Annotated in this window: 13 protein-coding genes and 1 tRNA gene; 4 read left to right on the forward strand and 10 right to left on the reverse strand. The window is 52.0% G+C overall.

The features are described from left to right. Positions 1-9 precede the first annotated feature (9 nt). Positions 10-963: a TerC family protein gene (locus J5069_RS11470; RefSeq protein WP_264644016.1), complete on the reverse strand. Its 954-nt coding sequence runs from the start codon at positions 961-963 to the stop codon at positions 10-12. A gap of 350 nt (positions 964-1313) precedes the next feature. Next, entirely contained in the window at positions 1314-2324 is a 1011-nt protein-coding gene (locus J5069_RS11475) for a Gfo/Idh/MocA family protein (RefSeq protein ID WP_264644017.1), read from the reverse strand. 208 nt (positions 2325-2532) lie between these two features. On the opposite strand from J5069_RS11475, the gene rlmG reads away from it, so the two are divergent. Continuing rightward, positions 2533-3672 carry a 23S rRNA (guanine(1835)-N(2))-methyltransferase RlmG gene (rlmG, locus tag J5069_RS11480; RefSeq protein WP_264644018.1) on the forward strand — a complete coding sequence of 380 codons (1140 nt, stop codon included), beginning with the start codon at positions 2533-2535 and terminating at the stop codon, positions 3670-3672. A gap of 19 nt (positions 3673-3691) precedes the next feature. Here the strand turns inward: rlmG and J5069_RS11485 are convergent, their stop codons facing one another. After that, on the reverse strand, positions 3692-5704 hold the full coding sequence (locus tag J5069_RS11485; protein WP_264644019.1) for an NADPH-dependent 2,4-dienoyl-CoA reductase: 2013 nt from the start codon (positions 5702-5704) through the stop codon (positions 3692-3694). 207 nt (positions 5705-5911) lie between these two features. On the opposite strand from J5069_RS11485, the gene J5069_RS11490 reads away from it, so the two are divergent. Then, positions 5912-6208 carry a hypothetical protein gene (locus J5069_RS11490; protein ID WP_264644020.1) on the forward strand — a complete coding sequence of 99 codons (297 nt, stop codon included), beginning with the start codon at positions 5912-5914 and terminating at the stop codon, positions 6206-6208. 88 nt (positions 6209-6296) lie between these two features. On the opposite strand, the gene J5069_RS11495 is transcribed toward J5069_RS11490, so the two are convergent. Beyond that, the gene (locus J5069_RS11495) at positions 6297-6722 is read right to left on the reverse strand and encodes an organic hydroperoxide resistance protein (RefSeq protein ID WP_264644021.1); all 426 of its coding nucleotides are present in this window, start codon (positions 6720-6722) and stop codon (positions 6297-6299) included. 88 nt (positions 6723-6810) lie between these two features. Continuing rightward, on the reverse strand, positions 6811-7281 hold the full coding sequence (locus J5069_RS11500) for a MarR family winged helix-turn-helix transcriptional regulator (protein ID WP_264644022.1): 471 nt from the start codon (positions 7279-7281) through the stop codon (positions 6811-6813). A 309-nt stretch (positions 7282-7590) separates the two neighbouring features. On the opposite strand from J5069_RS11500, the gene spy reads away from it, so the two are divergent. Continuing rightward, positions 7591-8079: an ATP-independent periplasmic protein-refolding chaperone Spy gene (spy, locus tag J5069_RS11505; protein WP_264644023.1), complete on the forward strand. Its 489-nt coding sequence runs from the start codon at positions 7591-7593 to the stop codon at positions 8077-8079. A gap of 79 nt (positions 8080-8158) precedes the next feature. Here spy and J5069_RS11510 read toward each other — a convergent pair whose 3' ends face one another. The 3 genes from J5069_RS11510 to J5069_RS11520 form a co-directional block, all read right to left on the reverse strand. Beyond that, positions 8159-8758, reverse strand: coding sequence for a hypothetical protein (locus tag J5069_RS11510; RefSeq protein WP_264644024.1), 600 nt, complete (start codon positions 8756-8758; stop codon positions 8159-8161). 24 nt (positions 8759-8782) lie between these two features. After that, on the reverse strand, positions 8783-9133 hold the full coding sequence (locus J5069_RS11515; RefSeq protein WP_264644025.1) for a DUF1304 domain-containing protein: 351 nt from the start codon (positions 9131-9133) through the stop codon (positions 8783-8785). Between the two features lie 86 nt (positions 9134-9219). Next, positions 9220-10137, reverse strand: coding sequence for a LysR family transcriptional regulator (locus tag J5069_RS11520; RefSeq protein WP_264644026.1), 918 nt, complete (start codon positions 10135-10137; stop codon positions 9220-9222). 144 nt (positions 10138-10281) lie between these two features. Here J5069_RS11520 and J5069_RS11525 point away from each other — a divergent pair, with 144 nt between their 5' ends. Continuing rightward, positions 10282-10671: a RidA family protein gene (locus J5069_RS11525; RefSeq protein ID WP_264627897.1), complete on the forward strand. Its 390-nt coding sequence runs from the start codon at positions 10282-10284 to the stop codon at positions 10669-10671. A gap of 275 nt (positions 10672-10946) precedes the next feature. Here J5069_RS11525 and J5069_RS11530 read toward each other — a convergent pair whose 3' ends face one another. Beyond that, positions 10947-12206 carry an LD-carboxypeptidase gene (locus J5069_RS11530; RefSeq protein ID WP_264644027.1) on the reverse strand — a complete coding sequence of 420 codons (1260 nt, stop codon included), beginning with the start codon at positions 12204-12206 and terminating at the stop codon, positions 10947-10949. A gap of 340 nt (positions 12207-12546) precedes the next feature. Then, positions 12547-12622: transfer RNA gene (locus J5069_RS11535), tRNA-Ile, on the reverse strand. Positions 12623-12695: the final 73 nt, after the last annotated feature.

Raw genomic sequence — 12695 nt, forward strand, 5'->3', positions numbered from 1 at the left:
ATAAGTCGCTTAGCGAGCGGCGCGCTGGTTAACCCACAGGTTAATCAGCAGGGTGAGAGCCAGAATGCTGGCAACGACGCCCAGAGAGATAGCGATAGGAATATGGAACAGATCGATCAGCATCATTTTGGTGCCGATAAACACCAGAATGACGGCCAGACCATACTTGAGCAGCGAGAACTTCTCCGCCACGCCAGCCAGCAGAAAATACATGGCGCGTAGACCCAGAATGGCGAACAGGTTGGAGGTCAGCACAATGAACGGGTCGGTGGTAACGGCAAAAATGGCCGGGATACTGTCAACGGCAAAGATAACATCGCTGATCTCAACCAGAATCAAGACTAAAAATAGCGGGGTGGCGTACAGAATGCCGTTGCGCCGCAAGAAGAATCGTTCGTTTTCGATGGTGTCCGTCATCCGCAGGTGGCCGCGTAGCCAGCGCACTAACGGCTTGTCACCGAGATCGCCGCCATCGTCTTTGGAAAACGCCATTTTCAGGCCGGTGAACAGCAGGAATGCACCAAATAGGTAGAGCAGCCACTGGAACTGGGTGACCAGCCAACTGCCACCAAACACCATCAGCGTTCGCAAAATGATGGCACCCAGCACGCCATATACCAGTACGCGTCGCTGATACTGGGCGGGCACGTTGAAATAGCTGAACAGCATCAGCCAGACGAAGACGTTATCCACGGCGAGCGCTTTTTCGATCAGATAGCCGGTGAGGAAGGCGAGCGCTTGTGTGTTGGCGACTTCTACGCCGAGCGTGCCTTTCAGATACCACCAGAATCCGGCGTTGAAGGCGAGCGACAGCGTAACCCAAATCAATGACCAGGCGGCAGCCTGGCGAAATGTCATGGTGGTGGCACCTTTACGCCCTTGATAGAGCAGGTCTACCGCCAACATGGCAATAACGATGACAGCGAAGCTGCCCCACAACCACGGCGTACCGATGGAGTTCATAACAGGTTCCTTGCAACAAAAATTAACACCGTCAGGCCTCATTTTTATCTGGCGCGGTGGTGGGCCAGGTAAAAAAAAACGACATGTATCGGAAGACACAGGTCGTTTGGTCACTCGCGTTGCAAATGTCCCTCGCCTTCCGGCAAGGTCTCACTTACAACGCCAATGCGGAATGCTCATTGGTATTGCCCGATAACCGGAAGCACATCTCTGCCCACTTTACAGCAAGCTTGACACATGACTTCGTAATGACGATTAATCGGCGGAAAAGTTACTCCCCTTTGCATCAGCAAAGATAGGTGAAAAGTCGATCCAGGTCAAATTTTGTGTGTGTTTTTCACCCGCGCTGGTTAGCGCTCCTCTGAAAGCGAGCTGCCGTCGGTTTGGCTGTCGGCGGGGAACACCACCCCGGTCTGGCGACGAATTTCTGTTTGCAAGCGCGCCACGGTGAGCGAGCGTGCCAGAAAGGCGTGATTGACGTCATTCTGGGCGACCAGTGAGGCAAAGGTTTCCACTTCATACAACATGCTGTTGATATGCTGCGGTTGTGACAAATCGATGCGTTGGCCGTTGCGCGGCATCAGGCTCACCTGTTGGCACTCCGACAGCCGGTCGATGACCAGCGATCCTTCCTCCCCCTGAATTTCACTGGGAATGGCGCTGTTGCTCACCTTGGAATGCGCGATAATCACGTCAAAATCCCCGTAATTCAGCACGACGCTGCCGTGTCCGTCCACGCCGCTGTCCAGCAGGGTTGCACTGGCCTGAACATTGTGGGGATCTCCCCACAGGCTGACGGCGAATGCCAGGCAGTAGTAGCCAATATCCATGATGGAGCCGTTGGAGAACGCCGGATTGAAGGTGTTGGGATTCTCTCCCGCCAGATAGGGCTGGTAACGGGAAGAATATTGGCAGTAATTCAGAAACACTTTACGCAATCGACCGATGCGCGCCAGGCCTTGCATCACCACGGCGTAATTGGGCAAGCTCGCGGTTTTGAAGGCTTCGAACAACACGACCTGATTGGCCTGTGCGCAGGCGATCATTCTCTGCGCTTGAGCATGGTTCGATGCCAACGGTTTTTCGCAGACCACATGCTTACCATGCTCAAGAAACAGGATGGATTGTTCCGCATGCAGGCTGTTTGGGCTCGCGATATAAACCGCATCAATCAGGTCGGACTGGGCGAGCGCCTCCAGAGAGGTAAAACAGTGTTCAACCAGATAGTCCGTTTGAAATTGCTGCGCCTTTTCCTGCGAACGGGAGTAGATGGCGATCAATTTCATCTTACCGGTTTCATGTGCAGCATCAACAAACTGGCGCGTGATCTGACTGGTTCCTACAATAGCGAAACGAATCATGGCGGGTCGATGTTCCTGGCGAGAGCGTTAGAGAAACAGAGTAACATGATGTAGGCGCAAGGCAATCGTCGTGTCGTGGTTCTGCCTAGGGGAAAACCATGGCAACAGGATGTCACGCGGCTGGATTCGCCCTGACTGGCGAAAAGCATTCACGGCTACCCGACGTTACGGGGTAAACTGCGCAACCTTTATGACGCGGGAGAGGCCAATGAGCCAACTGGAACTGGAAACGCGCACGCTCACGTTGGTGCGTTATCCGAAAACGGCTGAGAATTCCACCTTACAAGCCTGGGAAGCGGCAGACGCGTTTTTGCTTAACGAGATTGCTGCCATGGAGCTTGCGCCCGGGCCTGTTGTGATTCTGAACGACACCTTCGGTGCACTGGCCTGTGGATTACAGGCGTATGAGCCGCTCTGCGTCAGCGACAGCTACCTGAGCCAACTGGCGACGCGGCATAATCTGTCGCTCAACGGCTTTGTGCCGGAATCCGTCATGCTACAAGACAGCCTGGCGGCATTACCCGATGCGCCATCGCTGGTGGTTATTAAGGTGCCAAAAACCCTGGCGATGCTGGAGCATCAGCTCCGCATGCTGCGCGCGGTGGTCGCTCCCCATACGAGAATTATTGCCGGCGCTAAGGCGCGCGATATTCATACTTCCACGCTGCAACTGTTTGAAAAAATTATTGGCCCGACGCGGACCTCACTGGCGTGGAAAAAGGCGCGTCTGATTCACTGCGACGTGGCGCAAATCAATGTAGGTGAGTATTCACCAACCGTTGAGTGGGAACTGGAAGGTTATGGTTACCGTATCCACAACCACGCCAACGTGTTTTCACGCGGTAGCCTGGATATTGGTACGCGCTTTTTTATGCAGCACTTGCCGCGTGATCTTGAAGGCAAGATGGTGGATTTAGGCTGCGGTAACGGGATTGTCGGACTGGTGGCGCTGGCGCAAAATCCTTCAGCGCTGGTCAGCTTTATTGATGAATCCCATATGGCGCTGGCTTCCAGCCGCATGAACGTGGAAATCAACTGTCCGCAAGATCTGCCGCGCGCCAGTTTTGTGGTGAATAATTCTCTGGCCGATATTGCCCCTGATTCGCTGCAAGCCGTGCTGTGTAATCCGCCGTTCCACCAACAGCAGACTATCACCGACCATCTGGCCTGGAACATGTTCAGCGATGCGCGCCGCTGTTTAGCACACGGCGGTGAGTTGCGCATTGTAGGCAACCGCCACCTCAACTATTACTCGAAGCTGAAGCACCTGTTTGGCAACTGCGAACAGCTGGCGGGCAACAACAAGTTCGTGGTGTTGCGCGCGGTGAAACTGGCATCGTCTCGCTGAACGGAGCTTGAGCACCCGGCTACAGCGTTAGCGCCAGCCGGGTGGCCTGATCGATGGCCCGCCGGGCATCCAGTTCGGCGGCGACATCCGCACCGCCAATCAGATGCACGGCGCACCCGCTAGCCTGCAACGGCGCATACAGCTCGCGCCGTGAATCCTGTCCTGCACAGACGATGACGGTGTCGGCGGCGATGCATCGCTCTTGGCCCTCATGCATAATATGCAGCCCGGCATCGTCAATGCGTTGATATTGCACGCCGTCCATAAAGATCACGCCGTGGCGCAGTAACTGTGCCCGGTGTATCCACCCGGTGGTTTTACCGAGATGTTCACCCAGCTTTCCTGCCTTGCGTTGCAGCAGCACGATTTCATGCTGATGCATCGAACCTGTGGTTGTCTTGGACGGGAGTGCCAGCACGCCGCCCCGTTTATCAAGCGTGCGATCGATACCCCATTCGGTATAGAAATCGGCTTGCGGTGGCGCGCTCAGGTAATGGGCAACATCAACGCCAATCCCGCCAGCACCGATAATCGCCACCCGTTTGCCAACGGCAACTTTATCGCGCAGCACCTGTAAGTAGCTCACTACGCTTGGGTGATCAATGCCGGGAATCTCTGGCGTGCGTGGCGTTATGCCACATGCCAGGATAACCGTATCGAAAGTTTTAAGATCGTCTACCGTGGCTGTGGTGTTGAGGCGTACCAATACGTGAGTGAGCACCAACATACGGCGGTAATAGCGCAGCGTCTCCGTGAATTCCTGTTTGCCGGGGATTTGCCGGGCCAGATTAAACTGGCCGCCGATGTTACTGTCCGCTTCGAACAACGTCACCGCATGGCCACGCTGTGCTGCGTTAATGGCAAAAGCAAGCCCTGCCGGGCCAGCGCCGACCACGGCAATCCGTTGCGGTGTGTCTGTCGCTCTTACGGGCAGTTTTGTTTCATGGCAGGCGCGCGGGTTGACTAAACATGACGTCACCTTGCCGACAAAAATGCGATCGAGGCAGGCTTGATTGCAGCCGATACAGGTATTGATCTCATCGCTACGGCCGGTTTCTGCTTTTTCAAGCAAGTGCGCATCCGCCAGAAAGGGGCGCGCCATGGAAACCATATCAGCACAACCCTGTGCCAGCATCTGTTCTGCCTGTGCCGGATCGTTGATGCGGTTGGTGGTGATAAGCGGTATGCTGACCTTGCCCATCAAACGCTGAGTCACCCAGCTAAAGGCACCGCGCGGCACCAGCGTTGCGATGGTCGGGATGCGTGCCTCGTGCCAACCAATACCGGTGTTAAGCAGCGTGACGCCTGCGGCTTCCATCTCTTGAGCCAGCGTCTCTATCTCTTGCCATGAGGAGCCGGACTCCACCAGATCGAGCATCGACAGGCGATAGATGATAATAAAGTGCGGCCCGGTCGCACGGCGTACCGCGCGCACAATCTCCAATGCGAAGCGGCGGCGGTTTTGTGCGTTGCCACCCCAGTCGTCATGGCGCTGGTTGGTGCGCTCGACCAGAAACTGGTTAATCAGATACCCTTCAGAGCCCATGATTTCCACACCGTCATAGCCTGCCTGTTGGGCCAGCGCCGCACAGCGGGCAAAATCAGCGATGGTGTGTAAAATCTCCTCATGGGTCATGGCGTGGGGAAGGAAAGGGCTGATCGGTGCCTGAAGGGCGGAAGGTGCAACGGGATCGGGTTGATAGCTGTAGCGCCCGGCATGCAGAATTTGCAGCGCAATCTTTCCTCCCGCTTCATGCACCGCAGCGGTGATCGGGACATGGTGATGTAGCTGCGTTTCATGTTCAAGTGTCGCACCGCCGGCGACCACGGCCCCTTTGGTGTTGGGCGCAATACCGCCGGTGACAATCAGCGCTACGCCGCCCTGCGCACGTTCTCGATAAAACGCTGCCAACCGCGCGGTGCCTTGCGGATGCTCTTCCAAACCGGTGTGCATCGAACCCATGATGACGCGGTTTTTTAACGTGGTGAAGCCCAAATCGAGTGGCGAAAAAAGCAGGGGATAGGCGTGCATGATGCTCTCCACAGAAACCGCGCAAGAAACTGGTCTGATGAGTTTACTGTAGCGAGTGTTGAATGTTATGTGAAATAAATGTTTATTTATTGTGATTCGTGTCATTCCCTGCGACGACACTCGATAATCGGGACGGCATGCCAGAAGGTTTGTTGTCCGTGCCAACAATCATTATAATTCGCGGGATCAGAGTGCTAAGGAATCGCTATGTGGGTGGATGAGTGGGAACCGGCGCTGGAAAGTGCGCTTACCGATTTGGAACGTTGTGTCAGGTTGCAGCAGCAAGGCTGGCGTCAGGACCGTGAAACCTGGCAGCAGCAGCTCACGCAGGCCCAACAGCGGGAAGCGGAGCTGTGCGCGCAGATCGAAAGGTTAGTGATTCAATTAAACTCTATGGATGCGTCGCCGGAACGAAATCCCCTGGTGCAGCGCATTAAAATGATTGGCGCCTATATTGACGCCTTGGCGAAGGATGCCTCCGCCTTTAGTCGTTCACTTCCCTGATCGGTTTGATTTGTCCTGTTTTTTCCACTGGTGTTGGTGCTCGCTGAGCAAACGGCAGCAAACTGCCGTTTGCATGACGCTGTGTGACTTACAGTAGCGTCAGGGTTACGTCGATATTGCCGCGTGTGGCGTTAGAATACGGGCACACGATATGGGCTTTTTCCACCAGTGCTTGTGCCGTTTCACGCGCCAATCCCGGCAGATCAATTTTTAATTCCACTTCAATGGCAAATCCGGTTGGTGCGGCACCGATACCGACGCTCCCCTCAATGGTGGTCGCCGCTGGCAGTGCAATTTTTTCTTTGCTGGCGACAAATTTCAGCGCGCCAAGGAAACAGGCTGAGTAACCTGCGGCAAACAGCTGTTCCGGGTTAGTCCCTTCGCCACCGGCACCGCCCAGTTCGCGCGGCGTCGTCAATTTGACGCTCAGCTGCTGATCGGAGGATTCGGCGCGGCCATCGCGTCCGCCGGTGGCTTTTGCGTGAGCGACATACAGTACTTTTTCAATGGACATGGTGTAACTCCTATGGGCTATTTTTTATCACGATATTAAATCGTGCACTATTTAAATGGTCGAAATAAAACGTCGAGATAAGCGGCCATCAAAGATTCTCGATCAGTCTGGCTCGCAGGTATTCTAATTGCTGCTTCATTGCTTGCAGCGTGGTGTCATCACACTGTGTGGCGCACCGCATGCTTTCCGGTATGGCACGCGCCTTTTGTTGCAATGCGCTGCCTTCTTCCGTCAACCGAATCAGCACCTGACGTTCATCTTCTGCACTGCGCGTTCTGCTTACCAGGCCGGATTGTTGCAATCGCTTAAGCAACGGCGTCAGCGTGGCAGAATCCAGATAAAGCTGTTCACCCAGTTCCGACACCGTAAGCCCATCGCGTTCCCACAGCACCAGCATAACAAGATACTGGGGATAGGTAAGCGACAGTGCTGCCAGCTGTTTTCTATAGACTTTATTCATTGCCAGATTGGCTGAATAGAGTGCGAAACAGAGTTGTCCGTCAAGCTGGTAGGCCTGCGCTGGCAATGATGTTGGTACTGTCTGCGTTTTCTTGTTCATGAAATACAATCTAGATAGACAAAGATTAAATAGCAAGCGATTTAAGAGTGAAAAACTTTGTTTTTTGATAATGGATTGATTTTAGTAATTTTATATTTTCATTGTTACCTAGGCTAAGAGAGCCTTAACGTTTTCCTTGCAGGGTTTATATAGTTTCTCCGCATTCTCCACATTTGACGCAATTGTGGAGACGGAACTTGCAGAGATTTACCCTTACGCTAATTAACTCGAAGTTGCACCGTCTATACTCAACACCGTCAACACGACAATCGTCGTTAACGAGTAACCTGGAAAGAGAGAGATAGCACTATGCGTAAACTGACAGCGATTCTGGTGGCATCTACCTTGGCGTTTGGCGCAGCGGGTATTGCGCATGCGAACGATGCTCAAAAAGGCCACGGTCATGAAGCTCGTATGATGAAAGGTGAACGCGGTGGCCCTCGTACTGGCATGCATGAAGAGTGGATGCTTAAGGATCTCAACCTGACCGAGGCGCAGAAAAAGCAGGTTGGGGATATTATCCGCGATGCGCGCGATAACATGCGCAAAGTAATGCAGGACGAACACCGTGCAATGCGTGATGTGATTGCCGCAGACACGTTCGATGTGGCGAAAGCCCAAGCGCAGGTCAACAAGCAGGATGAGATTCATAAAGCGCGGATGGTAAGTCGTCTGGAGACGCAGAACAAGATCTATAACGTTCTGACGCCGGAGCAGAAAAAGCAGTTTAGCGAAAATTTTGATAACCGCATCAATCACAAGATGACAGAACCCGCTGAGAAGGCTGCTACTAAGTAATTCAGACTTTCTCTTCTGACAACCGCCTTACTCACTGTGCGAGCCTGTTTATAGGGCGGCCGATGAGAAGGCGGTTTTTTTACGCCAGACGATTACCGGCTGGCTGTCCGCGTGCGAGTAATGTGAGCCACTCGTTATGGGTTAGCTTGCGATAAAGCGGGCGTATGCGCTCCTTAACGAAGCGCAAAAGCGTCTGCTCATCCATGGATTCGGCCTTGGTCGGATAATCCCCCCAGCCACTGTCATACAGTTGGTAATAGAGGTTGTTCAGATAGCCGGTGGTCTTTGCAAAAAAACGCGGGCCAAAGTCGAAAAAGTGCTGGGAAAACAGATATAAGCTCTCTTCTACGCCCTTGGCATTCGGGGTGTTCAGCAAATACCACATTTGTATCTTTAGCCAGACCAAGGCGCTGGTATCTGCGCTGGGTCTTTTTATTTTATTCTCATACAGATAGCGATCGAGATAGCCGTTTATCTCGTCATAATCCAGTTTCACGTCCAGGCAGAACGACGCAATGATAAGCAGCGTTTCGGAATCATTGCCAAACAGCACTTCCTTTTCCGCCCAATCAATCAGCGCGCTATAGTGTTTCTCCCGGTGTATAGGTTCAAGCAGGGGTTCGAACTCATACAGGGACAATAAATCCTGTAAGGTGTAGGGGTAGGTTAATGCATCCATGCCATCATCCTTTTTTAAAATGCGTCAATGGCTCATCAGCGCGATGAGCGCAATCAACGCGGGAATTGCTTGAACATAGAGGATTTTCCTACTCACGGTGAGGGCGCCGTAGAGTCCGGCAACCAAAACGCAGGCAAGGAAAAAGACCTTAAATTGAAAACCTGCTTCGCCCAGCCATAATCCCCAGAGTAATCCAGCGGCTAAAAAACCATTGTACAACCCCTGATTCGCAGCCATTGTCTTGGTATCGCGAGCAAAATCAGCGCGTAAATTAAAGGCTTTACGACCAACGTGGGTGTTCCACAAGAACATTTCCAGGATGAGGATGTAAACGTGTATCGCTGCAACAAGGGCAATCAGAATGTTTGCCAGCACAATCAAGCCTTATCGAAACCGTGATGTCGGTAAAGTATAGGTGAAGTGGATGGGTAATGAGTAAGAATTGTTAAACGTCCCGCCGATCACCGGGCACACTTTGGCGCATGGCGAGCCATAAGTTCAATCACCCAGTCGATAAACACCCGAAGCTTGGCGCTTAAATACCGGTTTGGGGGAAAAGCCAGATAAAGTGGCATTGGGCTAAATTCCCACTGTTCGAACAGCCGGTGCAATTCGCCACGCGCCTCATGCGCTTCTGCCATGTAACTGGGCAACAAAATAATACCAAGTCCTGCCAGGCCAGCGGCAAGATAGGCATTGCCATCATCAACGGCAAGCTGATAACGCCCGTTAATCCTGACTGTGTTGCCATCATGGCTCGCTTCCAGTGCCGCAACCTTTCCGGTTTGTGAATTCAGATAGCCGACCAGATAATGTTCTGATTGCTCCAGTTGATTAGGGTGGGTGGGTGTCCCTGCGTGAGCCAGGTAATTCGGTGTGGCATAGGCTCCGATCGTCAAATCCCCGACATGGCGGGCAATCAGTGACTGCTCCGAGATGCCGCCTCCGCGTATCACGCAGTCCACATTCTCCCTGATCATGTCTACCTTTCGATCGCTGGCACCGAGATCAATCTGGATATCGGGGTATTGCGCATAAAATTCAGTCAAGGCGGGTACCAGAATCAGACGAGCCAGTGGGCTGGGAACGTCAACCCGCAGCTTACCTCTGGGCGTTGTAACGGCATTGGAGAGGCTGGTTTCCGCATCATCCATCGCAGCAAGCAAACGGACGGCATGCTCGTAATACACCGCGCCATCGGCAGTAACATGCACCTTTCTGGTGGTTCTGTTCAGCAATTTGACGCGCAATCGGGTCTCGAGTTGTTGGATTAACTGGGTAACGGTGGTCTTGTTCATCTGTAATGTCGCAGCGGCTTTGGTAAAGCTGCCCGACTCGACCACCCGAATAAAAGCCTGCATTGCGTCAAAGCGATCCATCTCGTTGCCTCATGCCTTTCTGATTGTTTGTATTTTACAAATAATGAAGCGGCGTTTTGCGCGTTTATCTTACCGTCACTATGCCTCTAGACTTCGGTTACACACAAGTCATCCATCTTGAAACGGGTTATTCAGAGGTATGTTATGGCAATGCGCGATGTGGTTTTTCCTGAAGGGCGGCAAGATCTCTATAACCGCAATCGCTATTCCCCGGCAGTGAGAGCCAACGGCTTTTTATTCGTGTCAGGGCAGGTGGGAAGCCAGGAAGACGGTTCACCTGAACCGGATTTAAAAACACAGGTGAGGCGGGCATTTGAGAATTTGAACGCGGTGTTGTTTGCCGCGGGCTGCACGTTTGAGGACGTTATGGATGTAACCGTTTTTGTGGTCGACCCTGAATCGAACCTGGAAACCATCTGGAGCGTGGTCCCGGAATTCTGGGGCGAAGCCCCTTATCCTGCCTTGACCGGGGTCGGCGTCTCTTGGCTGTCTGGCTTTCACTTTGAAATCAAGGTGGTAGCCAGGTTGCCGTAAGGATCTGCACTGTGCTAATGCGGTGAGTCGGTAAAACGTCCAGCGACACATTAGCGCCATTTTGGCGGCAATTAACAAAAAAGCCACCTCGCAAGAAGTGGCTTAATAATCTGATTTTTAAGATAAAGTATTGTTCGCCATTGTTTGGGGCTTGGCTGACCGAAGAATCTGGGCCGTACTTCTTTATCTACGCATAAAGACTGTGAGTAATGATATCAAGGCCTGTTACCGAGCTTGAAACGGAATGGTCAGCATACTCAAAAAAGCTTTGCCGGTTACGCAGACGGCCGATACGTATATTGCGTCGTTTTTACCGGAGGCTGGGTCAGGCTACACTGCCCGTATACGCTGCTGCATAAAATAGTGCCCTGATTATTCAAAATGAATGGCTGGTTAGTTTCACCATGCCCAAATTCCGGATAATAATAAACAGGATAGGTAACACGCTCGGCGAACTGTTTTATTACATATCGGTAAAGATATTTTTCTTCGTCGCTTGCATTTTTACCGTAAAACTGACCAAAAATAACGGCGCGTGGATGGAATTTTCTGCTGAATTCTATCTGATGCAAGGTCCGGTCAAGCTGTTTTGCCGTTACTCCCGTATCTTCCAGCATCATAATTTTGTCTGAATAGGTACCCTCATATAGGGTGGAAAACAGTGACTGCACCAGGGTCAGGTTACCGCCATCCAGTTTACCACTCACCGTTCTTACAGCCTGGCGGTTCATCGGTTCGATGCCTGGGTAATTAACCCCATGAGACAGGGCCTCAAAGGCTTCATTCAGGCTGTTGTTCATATTAAGTGTTTTGTTGCTGTCAATCTCATGCATTTCTTTATTAAAAGAAGCCAGCACGCCATGCACGCTTGGCCAGTTCAGTTCATGGTTCACAAAGTTGTGGATGGCTGTCACGTCACTGAAGCCGATGATCGTTTTCGGTGTGGATGCTGAGATACGCTTCTGGCTTGCATGTAGTGCCGGATAAAGGTTGAGCGCCCCCGAACCTCCTCTAACAAACCAGAGGTAATGCACATTACGGTCACTGAGAGCATTAATGAGGGTTTGGGCCCGTTTTTCATCCGTGTTGACGTAACCCAGCCTGGTAGGCTTCTGGTCGAGATATCGTTTGTCAACCGAGTAGCACTCGCGAGAAAGTGCTGTCTCAATCTCCGGGATGACGCTTTCATCATATTGCGACGAGCTTGAGATCAGGAATACCGTTCCCTTTTGAACGGAACAGCCTTTTCGTACATGTGTTTCAGTCGGAGGGGATGTTTTCTTCATAAGGGTCTGCGGGATGGGCGCACATCCGGACAGAAAAAGCAAAAGGACGGGGATTGTGATTTTTTTCGAGACCCTGTTTTTCATCCGTATCATATTTTTCCTTTTTAACGATAGGGTTAATCCTGTTTCAGTTACGCCGACATCTGCTGAGCGGAGGACGGTCATATAAGGGGCTCTGCTCGAATTATCTGACAATGGAGCGACCATTATGCTTATGCTCTTTTCAACAACGGGTAAAAAGCGATCCACTTATCGTCACCGCCAGCGTTTTTTGGAACAGGGGAGTTTTTCAGTTTGAAGGATCTCTTAGGGAACTACGAATAATCATATCTATCAGATAAATAATGGTTTTTTTGTGGGTTCTGTTAAATGGAAAGGTCTATAGGAAAGGATTTTCTTTTCAGTGAATGAGAGAGAAAACCATCTAAGGCAGATGGTTACAGATTTTTAATACAGGCAAAGCGCTGAAATTTTCGGATGGCTGCAAGTGGGCTTTTGGGGGAGAGACAAAAAGGGGACAATGGCCACAACCAACAAAAAAGCCACCTCGCAACAAGTGGCTTAATCATCTGATTTATCAGCTAAATTTTGGTGGCCCCTGTTGGGTTTGAACCAACGACCAAGCGATTATGAGTCGCCTGCTCTAACCACTGAGCTAAGGGGCCATGTGGGCGTGAATTATACGGTAACATGGCGGGGCAGGTCTAGAGCAACGTTGCCCGTATGCTGGTTTTGTAT

Origin of the sequence: Candidatus Symbiopectobacterium sp. NZEC127 (genome assembly GCF_025962675.1) — a bacterium.
GTDB lineage: Bacteria > Pseudomonadota > Gammaproteobacteria > Enterobacterales > Enterobacteriaceae > Symbiopectobacterium.